The 23,142-nt window shown below is 41.2% G+C and carries 22 protein-coding genes, 1 pseudogene and 2 riboswitches; of the genes and pseudogenes, 7 read left to right on the top strand and 16 right to left on the bottom strand.

Going from position 1 to position 23,142, the window contains the following annotated elements; all coding sequences use genetic code 11:
- Nucleotides 1-260: 260 nt before the first annotated feature.
- The 4 genes from ACXAEO_RS07345 to ACXAEO_RS07330 all read right to left on the bottom strand — a co-directional run bounded on the left by ACXAEO_RS07345 (nucleotide 261) and on the right by ACXAEO_RS07330 (nucleotide 6,572).
- Nucleotides 261-1,316, bottom strand: coding sequence for a phosphatidylglycerol lysyltransferase domain-containing protein (locus ACXAEO_RS07345; protein ID WP_474879762.1), 1,056 nt, complete (start codon nucleotides 1,314-1,316; stop codon nucleotides 261-263).
- A 338-nt stretch (nucleotides 1,317-1,654) separates the two neighbouring features.
- On the bottom strand, nucleotides 1,655-1,894 hold the full coding sequence (locus ACXAEO_RS07340) for a hypothetical protein (RefSeq protein ID WP_474879760.1): 240 nt from the start codon (nucleotides 1,892-1,894) through the stop codon (nucleotides 1,655-1,657).
- A 36-nt stretch (nucleotides 1,895-1,930) separates the two neighbouring features.
- On the bottom strand, nucleotides 1,931-2,203 hold the full coding sequence (locus ACXAEO_RS07335; protein ID WP_474879757.1) for a hypothetical protein: 273 nt from the start codon (nucleotides 2,201-2,203) through the stop codon (nucleotides 1,931-1,933).
- A gap of 118 nt (nucleotides 2,204-2,321) precedes the next feature.
- Nucleotides 2,322-6,572, bottom strand: a complete 4,251-nt coding sequence (locus tag ACXAEO_RS07330; RefSeq protein ID WP_474879754.1) for a cation-translocating P-type ATPase — start codon at nucleotides 6,570-6,572, stop codon at nucleotides 2,322-2,324.
- Nucleotides 6,573-6,736: 164 nt separating this feature from the next.
- Between ACXAEO_RS07330 and ACXAEO_RS07325 the strand changes: the two genes are divergently transcribed.
- Nucleotides 6,737-7,186: a hypothetical protein gene (locus tag ACXAEO_RS07325; RefSeq protein WP_474879750.1), complete on the top strand. Its 450-nt coding sequence runs from the start codon at nucleotides 6,737-6,739 to the stop codon at nucleotides 7,184-7,186.
- Nucleotides 7,187-7,260: 74 nt separating this feature from the next.
- Here ACXAEO_RS07325 and ACXAEO_RS07320 read toward each other — a convergent pair whose 3' ends face one another.
- The 6 genes from ACXAEO_RS07320 to ACXAEO_RS07295 form a co-directional block, all read right to left on the bottom strand.
- A complete protein-coding gene (locus ACXAEO_RS07320; RefSeq protein ID WP_474879746.1) occupies nucleotides 7,261-7,620 on the bottom strand; it encodes a hypothetical protein in 360 nt (119 codons plus the stop codon).
- Nucleotides 7,621-7,874: 254 nt separating this feature from the next.
- The gene (locus ACXAEO_RS07315; protein WP_474879744.1) at nucleotides 7,875-8,084 is read right to left on the bottom strand and encodes a hypothetical protein; all 210 of its coding nucleotides are present in this window, start codon (nucleotides 8,082-8,084) and stop codon (nucleotides 7,875-7,877) included.
- A gap of 301 nt (nucleotides 8,085-8,385) precedes the next feature.
- Nucleotides 8,386-10,077, bottom strand: coding sequence for a methyl-accepting chemotaxis protein (locus ACXAEO_RS07310; protein ID WP_474879741.1), 1,692 nt, complete (start codon nucleotides 10,075-10,077; stop codon nucleotides 8,386-8,388).
- 183 nt (nucleotides 10,078-10,260) lie between these two features.
- A riboswitch (cyclic di-GMP riboswitch) is annotated at nucleotides 10,261-10,346 on the bottom strand.
- Between the two features lie 192 nt (nucleotides 10,347-10,538).
- Nucleotides 10,539-11,546, bottom strand: a complete 1,008-nt coding sequence (locus ACXAEO_RS07305) for an ABC transporter substrate-binding protein (RefSeq protein WP_474879738.1) — start codon at nucleotides 11,544-11,546, stop codon at nucleotides 10,539-10,541.
- A 31-nt stretch (nucleotides 11,547-11,577) separates the two neighbouring features.
- Nucleotides 11,578-12,336, bottom strand: coding sequence for an ABC transporter permease (locus ACXAEO_RS07300; protein ID WP_474879735.1), 759 nt, complete (start codon nucleotides 12,334-12,336; stop codon nucleotides 11,578-11,580).
- Nucleotides 12,269-13,111 carry an ABC transporter ATP-binding protein gene (locus ACXAEO_RS07295; RefSeq protein WP_474879732.1) on the bottom strand — a complete coding sequence of 281 codons (843 nt, stop codon included), beginning with the start codon at nucleotides 13,109-13,111 and terminating at the stop codon, nucleotides 12,269-12,271. Before ACXAEO_RS07295 ends, ACXAEO_RS07300 begins: the two co-directional genes overlap by 68 nt.
- Nucleotides 13,112-13,693: 582 nt before the next feature.
- Here ACXAEO_RS07295 and ACXAEO_RS07290 point away from each other — a divergent pair.
- Together ACXAEO_RS07290 and ACXAEO_RS07285 are read left to right on the top strand one after the other, a co-directional pair.
- Entirely contained in the window at nucleotides 13,694-14,317 is a 624-nt protein-coding gene (locus ACXAEO_RS07290; RefSeq protein ID WP_474879729.1) for a YitT family protein, read from the top strand.
- Nucleotides 14,318-14,740: 423 nt separating this feature from the next.
- Nucleotides 14,741-15,331 (top strand): hypothetical protein, encoded by a 591-nt coding sequence (locus ACXAEO_RS07285; RefSeq protein WP_474879727.1) that lies wholly within the window; start codon nucleotides 14,741-14,743, stop codon nucleotides 15,329-15,331.
- A 40-nt stretch (nucleotides 15,332-15,371) separates the two neighbouring features.
- Here the strand turns inward: ACXAEO_RS07285 and ACXAEO_RS07280 are convergent, their stop codons facing one another.
- The 5 genes and pseudogenes from ACXAEO_RS07280 to ACXAEO_RS07260 form a co-directional block, all read right to left on the bottom strand.
- Nucleotides 15,372-15,860: a methyl-accepting chemotaxis protein gene (locus tag ACXAEO_RS07280; RefSeq protein WP_474884022.1), complete on the bottom strand. Its 489-nt coding sequence runs from the start codon at nucleotides 15,858-15,860 to the stop codon at nucleotides 15,372-15,374.
- A gap of 276 nt (nucleotides 15,861-16,136) precedes the next feature.
- A pseudogene (locus ACXAEO_RS07275) lies at nucleotides 16,137-16,598 on the bottom strand (protoglobin domain-containing protein); the annotation flags it as partial.
- Nucleotides 16,599-16,691: 93 nt separating this feature from the next.
- Nucleotides 16,692-16,775: riboswitch (cyclic di-GMP riboswitch) on the bottom strand.
- Between the two features lie 724 nt (nucleotides 16,776-17,499).
- Nucleotides 17,500-18,567, bottom strand: a complete 1,068-nt coding sequence (locus ACXAEO_RS07270; RefSeq protein ID WP_474879725.1) for a M14 family zinc carboxypeptidase — start codon at nucleotides 18,565-18,567, stop codon at nucleotides 17,500-17,502.
- Nucleotides 18,568-18,859: 292 nt separating this feature from the next.
- A complete protein-coding gene (locus ACXAEO_RS07265; protein ID WP_474879723.1) occupies nucleotides 18,860-19,006 on the bottom strand; it encodes a hypothetical protein in 147 nt (48 codons plus the stop codon).
- 36 nt (nucleotides 19,007-19,042) lie between these two features.
- Nucleotides 19,043-19,210 carry a hypothetical protein gene (locus ACXAEO_RS07260; protein ID WP_474879720.1) on the bottom strand — a complete coding sequence of 56 codons (168 nt, stop codon included), beginning with the start codon at nucleotides 19,208-19,210 and terminating at the stop codon, nucleotides 19,043-19,045.
- Between the two features lie 340 nt (nucleotides 19,211-19,550).
- Here ACXAEO_RS07260 and ACXAEO_RS07255 point away from each other — a divergent pair, with 340 nt between their 5' ends.
- The 4 genes from ACXAEO_RS07255 to ACXAEO_RS07240 all read left to right on the top strand — a co-directional run bounded on the left by ACXAEO_RS07255 (nucleotide 19,551) and on the right by ACXAEO_RS07240 (nucleotide 22,552).
- On the top strand, nucleotides 19,551-20,294 hold the full coding sequence (locus tag ACXAEO_RS07255) for an IclR family transcriptional regulator (protein WP_474879718.1): 744 nt from the start codon (nucleotides 19,551-19,553) through the stop codon (nucleotides 20,292-20,294).
- Between the two features lie 13 nt (nucleotides 20,295-20,307).
- Nucleotides 20,308-21,495: an MFS transporter gene (locus ACXAEO_RS07250; RefSeq protein WP_474879716.1), complete on the top strand. Its 1,188-nt coding sequence runs from the start codon at nucleotides 20,308-20,310 to the stop codon at nucleotides 21,493-21,495.
- A gap of 14 nt (nucleotides 21,496-21,509) precedes the next feature.
- Entirely contained in the window at nucleotides 21,510-21,965 is a 456-nt protein-coding gene (locus ACXAEO_RS07245) for a heme-degrading domain-containing protein (protein ID WP_474879713.1), read from the top strand.
- Nucleotides 21,966-22,201: 236 nt separating this feature from the next.
- The gene (locus ACXAEO_RS07240; RefSeq protein ID WP_474879711.1) at nucleotides 22,202-22,552 is read left to right on the top strand and encodes a winged helix-turn-helix transcriptional regulator; all 351 of its coding nucleotides are present in this window, start codon (nucleotides 22,202-22,204) and stop codon (nucleotides 22,550-22,552) included.
- Nucleotides 22,553-22,953: 401 nt separating this feature from the next.
- On the opposite strand, the gene ACXAEO_RS07235 is transcribed toward ACXAEO_RS07240, so the two are convergent.
- The gene (locus tag ACXAEO_RS07235; RefSeq protein WP_474884019.1) at nucleotides 22,954-23,142 is read right to left on the bottom strand and encodes a zinc-binding dehydrogenase; all 189 of its coding nucleotides are present in this window, start codon (nucleotides 23,140-23,142) and stop codon (nucleotides 22,954-22,956) included.

Genomic DNA, 23,142 nt, shown 5'->3' with positions numbered 1-23,142 from the left:
GTATGCAGCTCATTTTCTGTTTCATCATATGGGCTGAGTTTGCCGCAGTTGTTCGTTCGGCAGTATGTGTTATCTTCGTTATTATACAACAAAAGCTTTGTGAAAGCATGCCGTTCTTTCAGACTGCCTTTCATGCAACCGTACATGGCGGCAGTTTGAAATAATACGAACTGAACATGACCTCCAACAAAGCTCATGAAGGAGTTGATTCATATAACGCCTAACAATAGGTGGATCTGTACGTTGCCACTCGACATGTCTCAACCTGCTTTTCTTTTTTTGAGCGGCAACCTTGGCGATACAGAATCAAGGTTAAATTGATGACGGTGTACAAGTAAGAATAGTTGGAAGGCGACAACCGAAAGCATCGATTTTTTATAAGCTAAATATTTCGGCTCCCATTCATCCGCAAACTTTCCTTTGTATTCATGTAGTCCCCGAAATTTATAGAACGCGTCACCATGACGGAAAACGAAGCGAGCCACCTTTTCATAGAAAAAGGAAGAAGGATGAACACCGACATTCGCAAGCGGGGCCATGCCAAGACTACAGCGGTCATATCCGTTTTCTTTTGCCCAAAATAAAATGGAGATAAACAGCATATCCATTGTGCCATGCGGACGGTCTGCTGTATGCCTCATTAAGTCAATCGTCAGCAGCTGTTCGTCGTCCGTACGATCGCTTGCTAATGTAGCAAAGGCAATAATCTCCCCTGTTGGATTTTGAAGAATCGATACTGGAAACCGCGAGACGTATTGTTCATTAAAAAAGCTCACAGAAAAGCCTTTCTCTTTTCGGTTGCACAGCCATGAATCAGACACTTCCTTCAATTCATGAAGCAACTCTTCTGAATAAGGCGGCTGTAATACGTTAAATTGATAACCTTGTTTCACAAATTTATTTCGTCTCGTTCGTAAGCGAGCACCTTTTTTTCCTTCGAGTGTAAAATTAGCCAAATTGACAATTGCTTCTTCTCCAAGCTTGAAAAAACGATACCCCATATCATGATAATGGGACAAAAAATTAGCACTAATTTGATAATAAACCGGAATATGCCCAGATGATGCACTAAACATTTCGAATTCTTTTATAGCGTTTGCAAATTCATCTCTTTTTCCGATTGGATCTCCGAGCACGACAAATTTCTTTCCAATTTTTTGATAGGAAATGACCACTTGCCCTTCTGCTGCGATGTAAATTTTCTTATCTTTCAAAAAAATCAAATGGGCAACATGGCTTCCCCCATGCTCTTCCAAAATGGGCGCGATCGTCTCCAAATCTGCGTTTGAACAAGAAAGCTTTTTATCCACTATCATTGTTTCCCCCTATAAAGTTCTCCTGCTTTCAAGCATAACATGGAATGACATAGGGAAAAACCCTCAAAAATTAGGATACTTCCGAAATGACTTGATTTCCTCCTATTCAATCTGTCTAAAAAACCGTCATGTTGAATGGAATCTTCGTTAAAAAATCGAATTCCTTTCTTCTGCCAAGCCGATGTTGAGATTATGGTGTATGGAGAAAAGTCAAAACCGGGGCGTGAAGGACGAAAATGGATACATACGAGGAGCGAAACGCCAAAAGAACCGAACAAAACTATGATGGACTGTTGGTGCTAAACATCCGCCATGTCACCGACAGCCCTCACAGTTCATTAAAATTTTCTCAATTTCGGAAAAGAAATCAATCCGAGAAGATTGACATTGTTTTCTTTTCCTTTGGAACGAACCCGGTTGAAAAATGTGCCGAGAAATTCTTCCCAAATGGTCCCGACCATCTTTTTAGAGGCTGGATTGCTTCTTAAAGACTGGACGGTGACATTTAACGCCGTATCCAAATGGGACAGCGCTTGTTTTAAATGACTAATGACTTCGTTTTGCTGTTGTTCACTCACAACACTTACCTCCTGCCGAAACGTAATTTCCATGGCTTAATGGTAGCTTACGGCTTCTTTTACTTCTTCAATTTCTCCGTCATACTCAATAAGCATATCGTTATCCATCTGCTTTTTCATTCGCTCGAATTTTACTTCCGCTACGATGTCTTCAATGCCTTCTTTTGTTGAAACAATTAAGTATCTCATATTTCTTGACAGTCCCCGTACAACGGGCTGAAGTGTCTGTTTGGCAATCGGTAAAAGTGCGGTTGAGGCAATGATGATTGCGGAGCCGACAATGACTCTTTGTAATCCTCGTTCAATCATAATAATCCTCCTATGCTCGGTTTTTCATGAAGCGAAAAAGGGTATGGGAGGGGTTCACTTGTAACACTCGGCGAATCCCCCATTTGGCATTAGTATAGCCAATCCCTTTTTTCCAATACTAGGCAGCAGTCAAATAGGTTCCCGGAAGCGCTTCATGTCTTCTCGTTCGGTTTTCTAATACTTTCACCACTGCCTTCACGACAACAGCCGAGCTTGCGGCTACGGCAAGAATTGGGCCCCAACTGTAAAGTGGCAACGCAGTTGTTTTAAAGATACCTGTTAACGGCGGAATATAAATGGTGCTCAACAGCGCCAGCCATGATGCCCCTAATGCCCCAATAAGGAAGCGGTCTTTCGTCCAATCACGTATCGTTTCATCCGACTCATTTTGACGCCATGAGAACGTTTGAATAAGCTGACCTGCAACGAGCGATGCAAATACGGTCGTTTGAGCTGTGAGCAACGATGCACCGGACGCTAACGTGACAGCGAACAAGCCAAGAGAGCCGAGGCCGAGAATGGCCCCGCGTGAGATGACTTGTGTGTACAAGCCTTTATCCGCGATTTCCTGGCGTTTCGTTACTTTTGTTTTATTTCCTGGATTCATCGCCAGTACCATGGACGGGAGTGCATCTGTCAGTAAATTCATGACAAGAATTTGAATTGGCACAATGGGAAGCGGCAGTCCGGCAATAACAGCCGTGCTTGTGACGATAATTTCCGCCAAGTTTCCGCTAAGCAAACAGCCAAGTGCTTTCCGAATATTGCTAATGATGGTGCGCCCTTCTTTCACTCCTTCGACGATAGAACCGAAATGATCTTCTTTTAAAACGATGTCCGCTGTTTCTTTTGTTACTTGTGTTCCCGTTTGGCCCATCGCAATTCCGACATCCGCGCGTTTAATGGCAGGTGAATCGTTGACTCCATCACCTGTCATGGCCACAATCTCTCCTTGCTTTTGCAAAATCGAGACAATGCGCAGCTTATGTTCTGGTGTTACGCGGGCAAAAATACTCGCATGTTTTATTTTTTGTTCAAGTTCAGCATCATTTAAGGCATCAAGTTCTGTTCCTGTAATAACAAGGTCCGCCTCTTCACTTAAACCGATGCTTTTGGCAATTGCCAATGCCGTGACTGGATGATCGCCTGTAATCATAATGGGTTTAATCCCAAGCTGCTTTGCTTCATGAATGCTTGCCGCGACATCTTCCTTCGGCGGATCAATCATACCAGCCATTCCGACGTAAATTAAATCAGATTCATGCTGATCCGTGCAGGACTGATAATCGTCAATCGGGCGGTAAGCGAATGCTAATACTCGTAATGATTGCTCGGCATAATGTTCGTTTTGCTCAATAATGCTTTGGCGAATCTCAGCATTCAGCTTATATTTTTTCCCGTTTTTCTGGTAATGACTGCAATGATTTAATACTTTTTCAACGGAACCTTTCGTTAAAACGAAGCAATTTTTATCTTCTTCGCTTTCCCGACAAACGACAGTCATCATGCCTGTATTGGAGTCAAACGGAATTTCATGCATTCTTGTCCAATGAGCATGGTTGTCCATGGTCATTTGTCGTTTTGCGGCAGCTGTAACAAGCGCTCCTTCAGTTGGATCGCCTTTAATGGTCCACCGTCCGTCTGTTTGTTCCAATGTGGTGTTGCTGCATAATAAACCGATTCGTAACAAATGCTCCAAATCTGGCGATGTTGCTTCGTTGCCGTCTTGATCGGCAATATTTCCTTCTGGATGATAGCCATTGCCGGTGACAGTAAATTCTTTATTGATCGTAGCAATTTTTTGAACGGTCATTTCATTTTTCGTTAACGTTCCGGTTTTATCAGAACAGATGACCGTTACTCGTCCTAGCGTTTCAAGCGACGAAATTTTTCGCACTAACGCTTTTTGTTTCGCCATGCGGAAGATACCAGCTGTTAGTGCAACGGTAATCGTCACAGGAAGTCCCTCTGGAATGGCCGAAGCCGTTAATGCAAGCGATGAGGTCACCATTTGCGAGAGTGGTATGCCGCGAATTAACCCAGCGGCAAAAACGACCGCTCCTGCGGCTAATGCTCCCATCATAAATTTTTTACTGATGGACGCAATTTGTTTTTGCAACGGTGTTTGGTGATCAGTCTCTTCCGACAACAAACTGAGAAGATGGCCCATCTCTGTCGCATTTCCTGTTTGAACGACCACAGCCCGGACCTTTCCTCTTGTTACATGTGTGCCCATATACAACATATTCGCTCGTTCGGACAAAGCGGTTGTTTCATCAGAAGCGTCCGCATTTTTTGGAATCGGCAAAGATTCACCGGTAAGCGCCGATTCATTGACTTCTAAATTCCAGCCTTGAATGATGCGCAAATCAGCTGGTACGCGGTCGCCCGCTTCCAATTCTACGAGATCTCCTGGCAATAATTGTTCAGCTGAAATATCTACTTTTTCACCGTTGCGAATGACAACACAATGAGGTGGAATAAACTGTGTCATCGTTTCAACTGCTTGTTCCGCTTTCCGCTCTTGCAACGTGCTGATCGCTGCATTTGCAAGAAGAATAGCCGACATCGCCAAGCCATCAAACAAATGACCGGTTGCTAAACTTAACATCGCGGTTGTGCCTAAAATAATCGTCGGAAATTCCTTAAACTGACCAAGGTAGCTTTTCAGCCAATGAGGCTTTTCCTTTTGCTTTAATGCATTTTTTCCGTATGTTTCATATAAAGAAGAAAGCTGATGGTCGCCGAGTCCGAGTGCCGAGTCTGTATGTAGTACCTCCGTTACGTCGTTGACATTTAACGCATGCCACGGAAGACTGTCATGTTGACCAGCGTTGCTTGCTTCTTTTGCCGGCTTCAGCTTTTGTTCAGTCCATGTTTTAGACTTTGATAAAAATTTGAGTGTTAATGCGTCCGATACTAAATTAACAATGGGCGCACTAATGAATAATGGAATAGAAATAATCGTCCCCGCAACATTCCAAACGGAAGACACTTTGACATTCCTTTTCACCATCCGCTCTAGTTCTCCAGCAATGACATAGCTTTTTGTCAGCTCTTTTAGCTGTGAAATCGAAACAGACGGGTAATAAGAGACGATGTTTTGAACATGTGAAGGGTCGCTACTGTCTGTGACGAACAACACTTCTTCTCTTGATTTTGGGAAATCCTCATCAAGTTCTGTTACTTCAAGGTGATACGTTGTGCGCAAATGTTTACGAAGTTGCCCGATGTCTTCTTGTTCCTGATGCAAAAAGGCAAGCTTCGTTCCCGGGCGGATTTTTTGAAAAAAAGACACGCATTCTTCTTTTAATTCGCCGTTTTCCAACATAGATGACGCATGTGAAAAAACCATTCCCTTTAGTCGAGATAGTTGATACATCGAGCCGTTTTCTGGCAGGAATTGATGATTTTCTTTCGCTACATAATCGGCTTGCTTCCACGTATATTCAGTCGACGTCAGAACAGCACGTGGATTAGCCGCTAGTAAAACCGCTAACGGCGATAAGGGGTTTCTCGTTAGCAAAAAACTTGTTCCCGCTGCTGCTACCCCCCATGCTGTCGTTCGCTTGCAATATTTTTCAAGTTCTGGCGATACATAATCTTGGTCGAGCAGTGAAGCGGCACCGCTTTGCCGCCGTTTCCAATTTAAATATTGTAAAATGCTGATTCCTGCTAAGACGACGACATTTTCACGTATGAGAGCTAAACTTAAAGCGGCGGCACCAAACAATAAATCCATGTTCAATTTCCCCTGCTCTCCAAGCCGCTTCAGTCCCCTTCTCAGCATTGGATATCCAGTACCAATCGCTAAAAAACCGCTAATGAAAAAAGGGAGCGGATGGCGTGCTAATGCCGATCTCCCCCTGAATAATTGTTTCATACTAAGTACGCCAAGACCACCGACAGCGAGAGCTAGTCCGAAAGGAACCTGCTCTTTTTGCCTAGCATTAGCCGGCATCGCCTTCAGGAAAGCAGGGTTGAATGATGGAGAAAAAGCTTCCGATGCGGCCGCCGCTTCTGCATAGGCTTCTTCTACAACTTCGACTTGTTTTTTTGCCTCAGCATGTTCTTCAGCTTCACGGGAAGTTGTATCAATGGAAGTGCCTAACGTTTTCTTCCATAACACTTCTTCAAATTTTTGAATATACAAACACAGAACGTCCGGTTGGATTTGTTCTTCATTGTACATTAATAAAATATTTCCGGTATTCGCATTGGCTGACACGACTGTCACGCCTTCAATTGTTGAAAAAATTTGTTCAAACTTGCGGGCCGTTTCCGGATTTCCTTTTAATCCATACAGCTCAAGCCGAATCCTTCCCGGAATGATGTGGGAAAATCTCTCTTTGACTACAACTGTCTCCATTTCCCTCCCCCTTTCGGTCATGTCTTCCATAAATGTGTTTATTGGGTATAGGAGCTATTTTGAACGAGAAAACGGTATTTTATTCAAAGTGAGTTCTTTTTTGAAGGATAAAATAAGCAAGATTAGGTAAAAATGAATGTACATATCAAGGAGGTTTTGGATACATGTTAAAAAAAATATTTTCCCTCAGCAATCCAGTGGGGCTTGCGATTACATCTGCTACACTCATTCTCGCGCTATCACCTGAAGCTCGACGCGGGACAAAAAAATTGCTGGTCAAAGGAGCAGGAGCAGCCTTAGCGCTTGGAGATCAAATGAAAGGAATGACTTCAGGCATGCGTTTGCAACTCGGTTCTTTTATGGAAGAAGCACGGATTGAAAAAGAGCATATGCTTCTTTCAGACGAAGCTCAATCGCTTAGAGCCGGATTTGAAGAAGGAGTGGAAAAAGTTAAGGGAGCGAGTAAAAAAGCGGAACATACCTTCCGAAACATATTCGATGATGTCATTCCCTCTCAAGATACCCCAACACCGGAAGCAATGGCTCCCTACAACGTCTTAAATGACGAGACCGTTCGAAATAAACTGAATGAAATCGAAAACCAGCTTCACTAATGGAGCTGGTTCATCCATGAAGAAAGGCTCTGGCCCAACTTTCAATATTACGGTAGGACCATACGGTTGGAAACTTAGTGCTCACTTTTAGCCGCCAGCTTTAGCTGTGTACCGCCATGCCCTGTCAGTAATAACGGAGCTTGCTTAAAGACGATATTGCCAACTTGATATCCTGCATAGCTTCCGACACGATTGCCGACCATGAAGCCAAGGAAAGAACCGACAATTGTGCCAAGCCCAGGAAGAACGGCACTTCCTAATACCGCGCCATACTCCATACCTGCCATGATGCCAATGGCCCCTGTTACATTACGTGTCGTATGTACACTATAATCAGACGTCGTCAATTCCCTTTTCATATAAGATTGGGTATCCTCTAGTTGGGAAATTCCTCCCGATACAACACCTGACCAAAATGATGCGCCTCGATACATAAAGAAAACCTCCTTTTATTTTTAATAGGGTGCCCTAAAAGAAGAGTTCTATAACCGAATGAATCTTCCATGATAGACCCCCTTCTATATAAATCGATTTAGAAAGTTGTTTGCATCAATGATGGTAATGCTTCTCGCTTGAATGAAGATGTGCGGAATGAGTAAGGTGAACCTATATAAAAGCGGGATTACCAAAAAAACGAAACGCCAACCTCTATTGTAGAGAAATGGTCGTTTCGTTTTTGGCTGTGCGATTAGCGGGATGCTTTTGGCGGCTGACATACGTCACATTTACGCTGGTGATTATCTTTGAATTTCTTAAACGTTTTTTCAAAGTTACTTCCACATGAACATTTAAAAAGTAATTTTTGAGAAAAACCGTGATATTCCGTCGTTAATAACTTACTGTCTGAATTGTTTTCAACAAACTCTTTAATTTTACCGATTGTCCATCGTTTATTCATTTTGTTACACCTCCATATTCTCTAAGTCTGCGGAGGCTTTCTTCGGCATCCGTTCATTTAGAAATCATTCTAAAGCTCTTAATTATAACATGAGCCTATACACAATGAAACAGATGAGGGGAATGTCTGAAAAGAGAAAAAAACAACCTCTTTTCAGACATTCCCCTCAAAATGGATCGTGACGAAAATTCGTGAATACTGCAGGTTTTGATACGCGATCCATTTCATATGGAACAGAAAAAACTATTTGATGAAGGATTTAGGACTTATTGGACAGCTCTTTTTTTAGAAAAGCATAGGATTAAATTTTAAACTTGTTCACAAGGGCCTTTAATTCTTCTGCCATCGTGGCAAGCGATTGAGCCGATGCTTCAATTTCTTCCATCGATGCTAACTGCTCTTCTGTCGATGCAGCGACTTCTTCAGAACTGGATGCATTCATCTCCGCTAATCCTGAGATTTCAGACGCTGATTGTGACACCACTTGGAGGCTTGCTGACATTTGTTGAACCGTTGCCGTTACGTCTTCGATTTGTGGTGCTATCTTTCTTGTGCTGCCTAATATTTGAACAAATTTATTAGATGTTGCTTCTGATATTTCGACACCTTGCTTCGCATTTTCCATTACTTCATTCATAATTGCAACAGACTCTTCTGTATCTTTTTGCACGATGTTCACTAAGTCAGCGATGCTTTGAGCGGACTGCTGTGATTGCTCCGCCAGTTTTCTGACTTCATCCGCTACAACCGCAAAACCTTTTCCATGTTCGCCTGCTCTTGCCGCTTCAATCGCTGCATTTAAGGCCAATAAATTCGTTTGTGCGGCAATGTTGCTAATGACATCTAATATATAGCCGATTTCTTTCGAACGCTCAGATAAATTGGAAATCACTTCATTCGAACGGCTGACTGATTCATGGATAAATCGCATTTGTTCTAAATTTTTCTCGACAAATCGTCCGCCTTCTTCCGCTTCAACAGTTGTTTCGTTCGATAGACGGGCTACTTGATCAGAGCTTTGAGAAATTTGGACAATGCCTTCAAGCACTTCTTTCAGAGATTTGGAGTTTTCATCAAGTCTTAATGTCGTCGCTTCTGCCCCTCCAGCAATTTCTTGAATCGCCGCGGCCACAGTTTCGGCTGCTCGGTTGGACTGGCCGGCACTTGCATTTAATTGCTCCGCAGAAGCTGCCACTTGATCGGAATTAGCCGCAATTCCTCCAATCATCTCACGTAAATGCTCCGTCATTTGCTTGAATGATTCATTTAAATCATATAGCTCATCTTTCCCTTTAATACGCACCATTTCAACATTTAACTGACCTGCTGCTACTTTTTTCGTTACCTCATTCAACTTAATAATGGGGGTAGAAATTAAATGTGAGCTAATGAATCCATTGGCTATCGCTATTAATGAAGCGATGATGCTTAAAATCATCACTTGAGTTAACACATCAGCAGAATGCTCTTTCGTTTCCTCTACTCGCGGAATCATAATATCGTTTTTCAGCCAACTGCTCATCGACTCCGTGTTTTCTGTCAGTTCTTTGCTAATTGGGACAATTTCTTTTAACCCTTGAGCAACCGATTGTTCTTTATCGATTCCAGCTGTATCTATAGTGCGGTTAGTCGTTTCTCGGAATTCTTCATTCAATCCGCCGATAGCATTCAGCCGATCTCTTGTTTCTTGTAATGTAGCAATCTCGTTTCCTTTTTCAACTAACGCATCAATTACGGCGTTCGCTTCATTGAGCTTGTCTCGATATTCTTCCTCTTCATATAGCATATAGGCCCGGTAGTAACCGATTTGCAAAGCTGTATACGTATGAATTTCTTCTGCAATAGACCGCAACTCTGCCACTGTTCCTAATAAATAATCGTAAGACTCGTTCATCTCTTTCGCATTTTTATAAGAAAAAAAAGATGCCAAACTAAAAATAAGAGTGACGAGGAGGAAACTGCTAATGAGCTTTTTCTTGATTGTTAATTTCATCTTTTTATTACCTCCAAATACTTTTAAGTGGTGCCGACTTTTCAATGAACGCCCGTTATACTATTGCCTTTTATTGTGAGACCCCGCAGGACGTATTGCGATCCAATGACCGGGTGTTACGTTTGAACATAAAAAAACTGCTTCGTCCGTTAATGAGAGGCAGTTTAAAGGAATCTTTGTCAAAAGAGCAGCTGGCTGGCGTTGTCATTGAGACATTAGCCCCTGTAGCTTTGCGTCCTATCCTTTAAGATAGTTTGCCTATATTTAATTGTTCACTCAATCATTTTTCTCACTTATAGACTATTAGAATATTACTACAATAAGGCGTAGTTGTATAGAAATTAACGCTTTTCTTCCAAGTAGAAAATCTAATGTCCTATTTTTATAACAGAAAAAAGGACACAGGTCTCTTAACCTATGCCCTTCTTTCTACGAACTATATAGATCGATTTAGAAAATGATTATTTCAATCCTTCTAAATACTGCAGCTGAATCATGCCTTCAATGTTGTTGCTCGGAACATAACCTGCTTCTTGGCTAATATCAGCCATTTCTTGAATAACCTGTTCGTTCACGTCTGTTGTGACTTCTAAACGTGATAATGCTGCTGATACTTCTTCTTTGTTCAATTCTTTTCCAGTCAATTCTTTTAAGTGTTCCATCACAACCGTTTGACTTTCTTCTGGATTGCTTTGGATAAAGTCTACTGCTTTTTTATGTGCCTTTAAATACGCAGCGACATATTCTTCTTGTTCTTTAAACGCCTTACTTGCGGCTACAACGGTGTTCGTAGATTCTTTCCCCCAAGCAAACTCATCCCAGTTCAGCAAAAGCTTTCCTTTTGCTTGTGTTTCCAATACATAGCCCCACGGCTCTTGCGTTGCGGCTGCATCTACCGAGTTTTGAATGAATAGTGAAGTCGTATCAGCCGGAGCTGCTGCATAAAGTTCTACGGTGCCTCCATTGGTCGTTGGCTTTAAGTTCACGTCTTGAAGCGCTTTACGAAGCATAACGTCCTGTGTGCTTCCGATAACTGGAATGGCTACTTTTTTTCCGTCTAAATCTTTCAAATCGCTAATGTTGGCTGCTTCACTTGCTACGAGAACAGCTCCGCCGTTAACCGCTCCTGAGATTAAGTGGTACTCTGGATTTTTTACGTAAAAGTTTAATAGAGGACCAGGACCGACTGTTCCAACATCAATCGCTTTTGTCGCCATTGCTTCCATAAACAATCCGCCATTTGTGAACGTCTTTGTTTCAAGCTTTACCTCTTCTCCAAACTCCTCTGTAAAATAACCTTTTTCTAACGCTACGATTGTCGCAATATGAGTCAAGTTAGGAAAATAGCCGATTTTGACCGTTTTTTCTCCCGATGATTCTCCTTCTGTTCCTGACGATTGGGCGCATCCGCTCAAAATTCCAATAAATAAAGCGGATAAGAGCAGCGCAACTAATGATTTTTTCCCCATGTTTGTTTCTCCTTTTATATGACTATATTTTTTAACGTTGGCTAATCCCCCATTTTAATTGAACATTTCGTTCTAAACGGGAGAACACGACATTATCAACAATCGTTCCAATAACCGCGATGATGATCATGACAGAAATCACTAAGTCCATTTGTCCAAGTGATCTTCCCATTTCCAGCAGCTGACCAAGTCCGCCGCCCCCACCAAGCAATTCTCCGGCCATTAATGCACGCCAGGAAAAAGCCCAGGCAATTCGCAATCCGGAAATAATTTGTGGAACGGAAGCAGGTAAAATGACGGTACGGATAAAGTGAAAACCGCTTGAACCATATGTTTTGGCGACACGTTGATAGAGCTGCGGAACATTTTTAAACCCGCTTGTGGCATTAACGGTCATGGTCCACGTCGCCCCGATTGTGACGATGAATAAAATGGACAAATCATTCAGCCCAAACCAGATGATAGCGAGTGGAAACCAAACAATACTTGGAATAGACTGCAAAGCGGTGACGATAAATCCGAGTGTATCCTCGACCAGCTTATAACGCCAAATGAAATATCCGAGAATAAGACCTGTAATAATCGCAATCGCAAATCCAAGCACAATGCGTCCGAGACTTTTTAAAATGGCCCCTGTTATTTGGCCGCTGACGATACCGTTAAACAATGTTTCAAACACTTGAGTTAAGCTTGGAAACATAAATGACGGGAGACCTGAAAATTTAGATGTGGCTTCCCATATCGCCGCTATGATTGCGATGAAGATGATCCGTCTTAAAGCTGTAGTCATCCCCCATTTCCTCCTTCAGCACTTTTTCAATTTCTTCCTGTAAGATGGACAGCACTTTTTGCTCGGTATTAAGGGTAACGCTGTCCGGCATGACGCCATCTTTCGTCGACGGAACAGAAATGATTTGCTTAATTTTCCCTGGACGAGTCGCAAACACGACAATTTGCTCTGATAAAAGAACCGCCTCGCGAATATTGTGCGTAATGAAAAAAATCGTCACCTTCGTTTTCCGCCAAATATCCAGCAACTCTTTATGCAGTACCATTCTCGTCTGTTCATCAAGCGCAGAAAACGGTTCATCCATCAATAAAATATCCGGTTCCATCACGAGCGCTCGGGCGATTGATACCCTTTGCTTCATTCCGCCTGAAAGCTGATGCGGATATGCGTCTACATACTTGCTAAGATGAACCATTTTTAAGACATCGAGTGCTTTTGCTTTCGCTTCTTCTTTCGGCATCTTTTTCAATAAAAGTCCATACGTTACGTTTTCCAGTACTGTTAACCATGGAAACAAACCTGCTTCCTGAAACACGACGACCCGTTCTGGACCCGGCTTTGTCACCTTTTGACCAGCGACTCGTATTTCGCCTTGATCTGCTTTATCAAGTCCTGCAATTAAGTATAAGAGGGTCGATTTCCCACAGCCTGATGGGCCAACAATGGAGACGAAGCTGCCCTTTTCTACTGACAGGCTTATATGATCGAGTACCTTGACGCTCTCTTTTCGCTCATTGACAAAGCTCTTTTCAATGCCATCTATCGTTAAATACATGAATTCACCCCGCCATAATTCCGATTGGATTAATATACTTTATTCTTATTTACTAATAATGATTAATCCTACTGTTTTTGTCAACTATAAAAAAATAAAAATTCTAACTTTTTAAACAAAAATTTTTCAAGCTATGATCGAGACTGTCTTTGCGATGCGTTTTCTTCTTTTTTATGTTGGCAAATTTGAATACATGTATCGCTAACAATGGGCATGAAAAAAGAATTCATTCGAAAAGAAAACATATTCTTTCCTCTATTTCATGCTCATATGGTAAAATAGATATATATATTTCCTTGAAAGGATTTTGATACCATGCTTGCTCAAAGGAGCATCTGGCACAGGCAAGATTCATCGTATACGTAGCGTTTTTGTTGCTCATTCGACTGTAGTCAACAAAAACGAAAGTGGGCGACATTATGTTGGAACAACGACCTCGTTATTCCTTTTGCTATATATAGGGTGGTAGTTAGTTGATGAAACTAACTGCACATAAAAGGGCTTTCGCTCTTTGCTGTATATGGCGTAGTTAGTTTCCAAACGGAAAAGATCAAAAAAACTAACTACGAAAGAGGAATAACTATGACATGGATTCGTTGGCGAGAAACAGGTATCATTATTTTAGGTTCATTTATATTGGCGGCAGCCTTTTATCACATACATGTGCAAAACCATTTGGCTGAAGGGGGCTTTATCGGCATTGCTTTATTAGTGAAGCAACTCTTTAACATTTCCCCGTCTATCACGATGCTGCTGCTCGATATTCCGTTAATTTTACTCGGTTTTAAATTACTTGGAAAACGGCTTGTCATAAAAACGATCATTGGCGCAACTTCTTTCTCTGTTTTCTACGCATTAATGGAGCGTTATTCTCCGTTTGAAGTGAACTTGTCACAAAACTTGTTCATCGCAGCGGTCATTGGCGGTATTCTTGTAGGATTCGGTCTCGGATTGATTTTACGCCACGGCGGTGCCACGGGTGGAGATGACATTTTGTCTATCCTTATTAGTAAACTATCCCGTCTTTCAATTGGAAAAGTATATTTCCTATTTGATGGTATCGTTGTATCGATTTCACTTATTTACTTGAACTGGCATCAAGTTGCTTATACTGTTCTATCGATTGCAATCTGTGCCTATATAACAGATTTAATCATGACCTACCAAAAGAAAGATTCTGCTGAAAATGCAAACGCATATATATAAGAAAAAGTCCGCCATTTCGGTGGACTTTTTCTATTGGCGCTTTTCTTTTTGCAGTGCGGCGATGGCAAACAATAACAAATACCTCTCCTTCGGTGTTAATCTCAGCCATGCTTTCACTTTGTATAGCATAATAGCCCTCCCCTCCTTCTTAACTGCCTACATCCACCTCGTGAAACGATAAGAGTGGATGAACTATTGCGTTCTATCCATTTTTTTCCCGGTGCATACATCCCTAAACTTTTCTAAAAACATAATCGTTCGGCAAATTCCTCAGAAAACCGTTGATATGACTTTGTTTTCAAGAAAAGAACGACGGATTTTCTCGCATCATGTATAATATTAGAAGAAAATGAAGAAAAAGGTGTCTCATGTGGCTCATTCATCACTAGCATGCTGACACAAAAGTATGGAGGAGGGATTTCGTTGATTTGGCTATACATTGCGTTATTTATTACCGCTCTTATTATGGGCATACTGAACGTTTCTCAATCGATCATCATTGTTACTTTTATTGGATTTCTCATTCTTTCATTATGGCTTTCATTTTATCCAATTTTATTTGAAAAAGATGAAAAGAACATTATGAAATTTCTCGGCAAGTCGAAACAGGCACATTATCAATTTCTTTATCATTTTTTCAATGATGACATCCAAAAAGCGGAAGCGTCTCTTCAACGCATCCGTACTAAGCGTATGCAGCAAGCAGCCCAACTTCTCCTTTTCACCAAGAAAAAGCAATATGCAGAAGTAAAAGCGCTGCTTCTAGAAATGAAAGATGAAGATGTGAAATGGTATTACAGCGCGGTCGTTGCCTATGAAGAACAGGACAACTCTAGTTATGAGAAATATAAGGGGAAAATACGAGATCAAGATTATGTCACTTGGCTTGAGGTTACAGAACACGTTCAACAAGGCCACAAAACTGAGGCACTTGCGATGCTGGACGAACAACTTGGAAAACTAAAAGGTTTAAAACGGTTGTCTGCTGTTTATTATCGGAAGGAGATTGCCTAAAATGAAAAGAGAGGCTGCTCTTAGTCAACCTCTCTTTTTCTTATGCTAGTTCTGCTGTTTCAGTTAGGCGTTCAGCAGATTCTGTGACACCGGCAGTCGTATGGCCAATTTCCTTAATAGCCGCTACCAATTCGTCCATTTGATTTTTGACAAGGTTCATTTTTTGAACATTTTGATGAATGGATTGCGAAATGTGCTGGAACGACTCGCTTGTATAAATAGATGTTTCGTTCCCCATTCGAACAGTCTCATTAACCGTTATTAACGTTTCTCTTACATGCTCGGTATATGTATTGGATGCTTGTACAAGCTCTTGTATTTTTCCGACCGATTGTTTCGTTTCTTCCGCTAGTTTCCTTACTTCACTTGAGACGACGGCAAAGCCTTTTCCGTGCTCGCCAGCTCTTGCTGCTTCAATTGCTGAATTCAGTGCAAGTAAATTCGTCTGATCAGCGATACCTTGCACTATTTTCACGACAGATGTAATATGTGAGGAAGATTCGGATAGTTTTTTCACAGAAGCATTCATCTTTTCTATGCTATTGCTAATGATTTTTATATTTTGGACAAGTTCCTCGATTTTACTTTGTCCTCCCTTGACAAAAGTTTGCGCTCGCGTTGAATCTTCATTACTTTCAATAACCATTTGATTGACCGCATCACTGTTACCAATCAATGTTTCGACCGCTGCTTTTGACTGTTCTGCAAGAGACGTTAATTCAAGACTTGTATCTACGATTTTTCTTTTTATTTCTTGTTTGGCTGCCTCATATTGTTCATCACGCCTCTTTACATTTTCCCGTTCATATGCCTCGAGAACAATTTGTTGTTCTAAGTTTAATATTTTCGTGACAGCTGTTGTGAATCGAGCTGCTTCTTCTTTAGTATTAACTTCTCTAGCAATGATATGAATTAAAGAGTGCTGAACATTTTGAAAAGCGCCCATATACCAGGCCGGCTTTAGACCGATACGGTAATGAACTTGGGCAATTTTAAGGCGTTTAATTAAAAACTCTTCGTCAATCTCACCACCGAATAACTCTACTAAATGAACTTTTAACGTCTCTCTCAGCCGATCAATAGTAGAATGCTGGCCAATAATGTCTTTTAACTCACGTATTTCGGTAATCGTTTGATAAAAATCATCGACAAGGACGTGAATATGCTCCTTTACAACCGGTTGCATACATTTGGCCATTTGTAAATCCGCCTTACTCAATCGAATCATGTTTATTTTTTCGACTATTCCTTCATCTTGGATGTTCATCACCACATCCAATTGTTTCGCTTTTTGTTCCCATGTTTGTGGTTCTTTTTTTATAAGTCCAAACATCGCCATAAAATAAATCCTCCCACAATTTAGTTTTATGGTCGGTTGCGCTTCCAGCTCTTAACCACCCAAGCGCCCATATACAGGTGATTCCTCTTCGCTCCCATAGGTATAATTTCTCACAAAAAGATGTTTTTAGAACTAACTACTATTATTTTATAGTATATTATTACTATTCGGGAGTCTTTTTATAAAAATAATATAGCAAAACAAACCGCCGTTTTATGACCAGAAGGGAAAAACACCCCCTATCATGATTAATACAATGGCTAACAAACCTATCGACAAGATAATGTATAGCATTCCTACAATCAAATTTTCGGTCATGTTTTCCCCTCCATCAATGTTTTGGGCGGTCGACTCCTTTTAAATGATATGTATGGGAAACGACAAGAAGCGGCCTTGTCTATTCCAAGAGGAAGTACAAAGCCGCTTACATTATTTCTTCATTCATGATAAATGCTAACCCTTTCCGTACATCTATATTATAAGGAGGAACTCCCCATGGCAAGAGAGTATTTTAATGATGGCATTTCGGATACCCAGCAACTCATTCAGTTGCCTTCGCCTCACTCAAATCATTGGCATCACACCTTCCCTTTGTCCTTTTGTTGCTTTTGTTAGAGCTTCTCCACATCTCCCCTTTCGTCGTATAATTGGTGAGATTGTTGGTGGTGTATGTATGGTGTATCTTTATCATACAAGAAATCTGGGCACTTGTAAATACTAAATATTATAAATTTTCTGATTTTTAAAGAGGTGTATTAAAAAATTCTATTCTTCCTTATTTTATTAAAAAGAAGACCCGCAATGTGTACAAGTCTTCTTTTTAGTAAAATTATTCGTTATCGTCTTCTTCCCCTGTTCTTGTTGTTTGGAAAGGAAGCGTGTCCCAAAAGCTAGTGTCCGCGGATTCAATGGATCCATCCGCAATGGCTCTTACCGTTGCATCCAAGGTCGTAATGGTTTGCTTAATTAAATACCCGTTGCTTTTTTGCCCTAGTGCGTACGACTCAATATAGTGATCGGACATCCCACGCATTTCAAATAGAAGCGTAGAAATGTCATAACGAACGGCGATCCCGTTTCGTCCGATATTTTTACTAGAGCCACCATTGTATTTCCCTAAATGTCCCCAGCCTGTCTTTTCAAGCGCACCATATACAACAGCCCCGAGTTTTTTGGAGTCTTCTACTACTTCTTGTTTCACTTCACCACTTGTCGGGTAAAGGATGGAGCCAGACACAAGCTCACCTTCTGTTTCACTCATCGCCCCTTGATGATGTAAATCAATCATATAATCAATGTCATATTTGGCCAACACATTTTCGTGCAATGCTTTCGCTTCTGGTTCCATATCGCTAACAGACTTATCATGTTCCCGGTTTAAGTCTACCTCGTTTGCATTGTATCGTGTTAAATGACGATCGCCGTCTGCTAAGTAGTCATCAAGTGAAAAATCAACATCCCCCATTGCACCGTCCGCATTCAGCATCGGAATGACGAGTACGTTAACATTTTCTAAAACGCCTTTCGTTTTGTTCGTTCCTAAATGTTTAATGAATTCTAGTGCTCCTTCGGTCGTAAGCTGTTCGTTTCCGTGTTGCTGCGTTAAAAACAAAATTGTTGGATTAGTAGGATCCGATATGTATTTCGCCATGTAAATATCTCGCCCTTTTACCGTTTGTCCAATGACTTCAAGTTCCAGTGCGCTCTGTTTTGCATCTTGCTTTTGAAGATAATCAACCATGCTTTCATACGTATGCAATATTGACGTTTGAATGGAACCATGTCCAGGATTCGGCCCATTTCCCACTGCTCCTACTGGAACTGCAACTGCGGTCACTGCTCCAAATGCCATTAAACTAGATAACGAAACAGATAATACTTTGTTTTTCAAACTCATTAACGTTTCCCCCACCCTATTGTTGAATGTCATACTTCTCTATTATCCTGTTTTCTATTAATCGTGTTAATAGTGTATCTCGCCTATTCCCTCGACATATTTCGAGTAGCGAAAGATATGTCCATTGATACATATGTACAGTCTAAGTTGGAAAAAGCCGCGGCATGAGTTCAAACAATAAACGTGGCGAATTGACCTACAACTATCTTCTATTCGTCAGCTATTTCAGAAAAAAATGAAAAAACATAAAAAGAAGCGGAGCAAAATCATTCCTTTTTCTCCACTTCCTTTATCATAATCTTACATGAGACAAATCTACTTGACGTTCTTTCTGTTCTTCTCTTTTTTTATCGTGTCGTGCTAAAGCCTTTCTTTGTTCATCTATTAAATAAGCCGCGCGAATTTTAATCTCTCTTTCTTTTTTGCTCTTTTTCTTCAACTGAATCCCCTTCTCCATTCCACCATCCAATTGTTTTTATTTCACCATGGTCCATATAAATAACACCGTTTTTATCATCAAATCCATAAGAGGCAAAAATACAATTAAAGCGGTAACAAAAAGAACGAACATTATTTTGCGTTGTTTCGCTGTAAACTCGTCTAGAAATAACTCCTTTAGCTCATTAATTACATCAAGACCCATCCCTATGTCCTCCTCTAAAAGAATCATCCATTAGATAATTGTGTATAAAAAAGTTATTTGAGACTATTGATTTTCATTATGTATATATCAATTATAGTACTAATTGCTTATCAGTCAATAAAATGGCGTCATTTTTTGTCGGAATAACTCGAATATAGTCAACTTTCCAATAAAAAAACTTCTATTAGGGGGCGGTTTTCTTGCCCGATAATGCGGAATAAAACTGAAAATTTTTATCTCCCCCTCTACAACCTGTTTCACATATAGAAACAATTCTTCATTATTTGAAATTCTTTCTTCCACCAACTATGATTCAAAGTGTGCAAAGGAGGCACGGCTCATGAGTCAATATGAAATGTCAACGTTGAAAAAAGGTTTGCAAATCCTTGATCTCCTTCAAGAAAAAGGAGAAATGTCTCTGACGCAAGTGATGGAACATTTTCATTGGAATAAAACGAGTACTTTTCGGCTGTTATTTACATTAGAAACGATGGATTATATTCAAAAAACACAAAATGGCTTTCGTTTAGCGAATAAACTCTCAGGTCCGAGGCAGCCTCATAATCCAAAAGTGGATTGGGTCTCCGTTCCTTCACTTTATACGCTCAGCCAAGAGCTAGGTGAAACGCTCTACATTGGCCTTATCGATGGAACAGATGTGGTGACGACGCAAATTGTAGACGGTACACACTCGATGCGCATTCATTCACAAATTGGTGATCGTGACCCGGCCCATGGAAGTGCCTTAGGAAAAGCGATTCTTGCATTTATGGAGTCAGATCTACAACAGCGTTTTTTACAGCACTTGCACTATGAAAAGTCCACGGTGCACACGTTTGATGACCGGCAGCTCTTTCTTTATCATTTGAAAGCTATCAAAGAGCAAGGGTATGCGGTCGATGATGAAGAAACCGAAATAGGTGTTCGCTGCATTGCCGTCCCGATTTATGAGCATGGACGTGTAGTAGCAAGTGTCGCCATTTCAGGTCCGGCAAGCCGTCTGTCGAAAGATTTGGATAAAACAATCAGTAAGAAACTCAAACAATGCAGTCAACATATTACCACACAACTAGAACGACCATAAGGAGGTTATCTACTTGAAATCATTCACACCGAAAAGCTTGGTAGCACTCCTTTCCTTGGCGATTAGTGCTTTTGCTATCGGAACAACGGAGTTCGTCATCGTCGGATTGCTTCAAACCGTCGCAGCCGATTTATCCATTTCGGTGACCAAAGCTGGGACACTCGTTTCCGGTTATGCAGCCGCCATTGCGATTGGAACTCCCATTGTGACAGCTATGACAAGCAAACTTCCAAAGAAAGGATTTTTATTAAGTTTGCTCGCTCTGTTTATTTTTGGAAATATTTTGTCTTCCGTAGCGGATACGTACACACTACTTCTCTTATCACGAATTGTAACAGCAGTCGCCCATGGGGTATTCTTTGCAATTGCCGCAACCGTGGCAACCGAGATTGTCCCAAAAGACAGACAAGCACAAGCAATATCTATTATGTTTACTGGGTTAACGGTCGCGACAATTCTCGGCGTTCCGTTTGGCACGCTCATTGGCCAGCAATTCGGGTGGCCGGCGACCTTCCTTGCCGTAGCCGTTCTTGGCATCATCGGTTTGGCAGCCAACTTGTTCGCTCTCGACAAAATTGATCAAAATAAGGAGAGATTAACCGTTCAAGACATTGGAAGACTTATAGCCAACCCGAGAATTATTATGGCTTTACTCATGACATCTTTTGGCTTCGGCGGTACGTTCGCTTTATTTACGTACTTAACTCCGATTCTTGAACAAGTAAGTGGCATTTCTTCTAATGATATTTTCTGGATGCTGCTTCTTTACGGCATCGCGACAGCTGCGGGGAATATGATTGGTGGAAAAATCTCGAATCATCATCCAGTTCAGGCATTACGCTTTGTCTTTCTGTTCCAAATCATCGCCTTACTGCTGCAAATAGTGCTGTTGCCGAACAAATGGTTAAGCTACGTATCTGTCATACTGCTTGGTCTATTTGCTTTCATGATGTCCCCAGGTGTACAGGCCTATATGGTAGGACTTGCTGAAAAACTCGTACCGAGTGCGAAAGACCTTGCTTCCGCTTTAAATATTTCTGCCTTTAACATCGGCATTGCCGGTGGATCAGCGCTTGGGGGCTTGGCTATTGATTACATGAACTTGCTCGATACCGCTTGGATTGGTGCGATTATGGTTCTTGTTGCCTTTATTTTAGCGATCCTTAACTATCGATTAGATAAAAAACAACAACTTTATTAAAGGAGAATCCAAACATGAATACAGAACAATTACAACAATTAGAAGAAAGTTTAACATTTCCATCCTTCACAAACGAAGATGCTTTAAACTTAGGCTTAGAGCTCGTAACTCTCGCAAAGGAAAATGGTGTGAACATTGCCGTCCATATTGAGCGGAACCGTGTACCGTTGTTTACTCACTTAATGGACGGAACATCGGAAGAAAACGTGTACTGGCTGCACCGCAAAAAGCGTGTTGTCGACCATTACAATCGCAGCACTCAATTCATTGCGACCCGCTTTCAGGAAAATGGGTTAACACATGATGAACATTCCCTGTTGGACCCGCACCAATATCAAGCCATTGGCGGCTCTCTCCCGATTCGCGTTGCAGGAGCCGGAGTCATCGGAAGTGTTACTGTCGCTGGCCTTACCCCGCAATTAGATCACGACTATGCGGTCGCAGGTGTTCAACGTTTTTTAAATAAATAAAGCAATTGCCCCACTCTATCACTCCCGAATCCATAAAGAGTGAGAGAGTGGGGCCCCTCTTTTTGTTTATATTTGCTACTACATTCATCACTTTTTTCATCCTATCCACATACATAGCGATCTACTCGCAAAAATAAAGCGGTGTATGTTATATTAATACGTATGGAATGAATGTCCACTACACATTATGTTAGTATATACGGTATAAAAAGATTCTATGAAGGAGTGAAGGTACATTGAAGACGTATAATATTCCGGTAGAAGCCGCGTTGGAGGTTATTGGCGGAAAGTGGAAAGTTGTCATTCTTTGCCACCTGATTGATTACGGGACACTCCGTACGAGCGAACTAAAACGGCGAATGCCAAACATTACACAAAAAATGCTGACTCAGCAGCTTAGAGAGCTTGAGGCAGACGGGGTCATTAGACGAATCGTTTATAACCAAGTTCCCCCGAAAGTGGAATACGAACTGACCGAATATGGAACGTCCCTCACCCCTGCCTTGAAAATGCTTTGTACTTGGGGGGAGCAGCATATTGAAAAAACGGTTTCAGAAGGAGAAGACGTTTTAATTATTTCCACTTAAAACAGGTTATCAAAGCTTAAAAAAAGAATCTGTTTATTAAGTCCTAAAAAAGGATATCTCTATGTTTTATGCAAAATGGACCGATATGAAAATTCCGTAATATCACGAGTTTTCATATCGGTCCATTTTTCTGAGTGTGCTCGAAAAGGAATGATTTTTTCCTTTTTAGGCACACTCATTTCCTTTTTAACGATTAAAAAAATGGTGGCACAATTCTGCCAAGAGGGCGTGTGATGTTTCAAAGGATTCATCTTTTAACATGTCTTTTGTCGACTGTGTAAACATACTTGGTGTGGGTTCACCTTCATCTTCAATTAATTTTGTAACCATTTCCTTTGTAAATTCTAAATGAAACTGCATGCCTAATACATGTTCATTGTATAGAAATGCTTCGTTCTCCGTTAACGTGCCAAAACAATCTTCCCTCTCGTCCGCTCAGAGGCGCTTAGTTCATGGGCAGCTTTGACCCCTTCTAGCGTGAGTGGGAGTTCATGTCCGATAACGGGTTTGATTTTTCCCGCTTCGATGTATTGTGTTAAAATATCAAGCTGTTTGCCGTTCGGGTCTGTAAAAACATAACGGGTTGTAAT

The organism is Bacillus sp. ABA4_010 (assembly GCF_056159105.1).
The sequence above is the reverse complement of the archived record's forward strand: the minus strand, read 5'-3'. Positions and strand labels throughout refer to the sequence as shown.

What these genes read in the sequence shown, in the direction of transcription:
- ACXAEO_RS07270 (WP_474879725.1), bottom strand. Translation starts at nt 18,567, where the DNA reads ATGAGTTTGAAAAACAAAGTATTATCTGTTTCGTTATCTAGTTTAATG.
- ACXAEO_RS07260 (WP_474879720.1), bottom strand. Translation starts at nt 19,210, where the DNA reads ATGGGTCTTGATGTAATTAATGAGCTAAAGGAGTTATTTCTAGACGAG.
- ACXAEO_RS07315 (WP_474879744.1), bottom strand. Translation starts at nt 8,084, where the DNA reads ATGAATAAACGATGGACAATCGGTAAAATTAAAGAGTTTGTTGAAAAC.
- ACXAEO_RS07245 (WP_474879713.1), top strand. Translation starts at nt 21,510, where the DNA reads ATGAATACAGAACAATTACAACAATTAGAAGAAAGTTTAACATTTCCA.
- ACXAEO_RS07300 (WP_474879735.1), bottom strand. Translation starts at nt 12,336, where the DNA reads ATGACTACAGCTTTAAGACGGATCATCTTCATCGCAATCATAGCGGCG.
- ACXAEO_RS07320 (WP_474879746.1), bottom strand. Translation starts at nt 7,620, where the DNA reads ATGTATCGAGGCGCATCATTTTGGTCAGGTGTTGTATCGGGAGGAATT.
- ACXAEO_RS07290 (WP_474879729.1), top strand. Translation starts at nt 13,694, where the DNA reads ATGACATGGATTCGTTGGCGAGAAACAGGTATCATTATTTTAGGTTCA.
- ACXAEO_RS07325 (WP_474879750.1), top strand. Translation starts at nt 6,737, where the DNA reads ATGTTAAAAAAAATATTTTCCCTCAGCAATCCAGTGGGGCTTGCGATT.
- ACXAEO_RS07305 (WP_474879738.1), bottom strand. Translation starts at nt 11,546, where the DNA reads ATGGGGAAAAAATCATTAGTTGCGCTGCTCTTATCCGCTTTATTTATT.
- ACXAEO_RS07255 (WP_474879718.1), top strand. Translation starts at nt 19,551, where the DNA reads ATGAGTCAATATGAAATGTCAACGTTGAAAAAAGGTTTGCAAATCCTT.
- ACXAEO_RS07310 (WP_474879741.1), bottom strand. Translation starts at nt 10,077, where the DNA reads ATGAAATTAACAATCAAGAAAAAGCTCATTAGCAGTTTCCTCCTCGTC.
- ACXAEO_RS07335 (WP_474879757.1), bottom strand. Translation starts at nt 2,203, where the DNA reads ATGATTGAACGAGGATTACAAAGAGTCATTGTCGGCTCCGCAATCATC.
- ACXAEO_RS07295 (WP_474879732.1), bottom strand. Translation starts at nt 13,111, where the DNA reads ATGTATTTAACGATAGATGGCATTGAAAAGAGCTTTGTCAATGAGCGA.
- ACXAEO_RS07345 (WP_474879762.1), bottom strand. Translation starts at nt 1,316, where the DNA reads ATGATAGTGGATAAAAAGCTTTCTTGTTCAAACGCAGATTTGGAGACG.
- ACXAEO_RS07280 (WP_474884022.1), bottom strand. Translation starts at nt 15,860, where the DNA reads ATGAATGCTTCTGTGAAAAAACTATCCGAATCTTCCTCACATATTACA.
- ACXAEO_RS07330 (WP_474879754.1), bottom strand. Translation starts at nt 6,572, where the DNA reads ATGGAGACAGTTGTAGTCAAAGAGAGATTTTCCCACATCATTCCGGGA.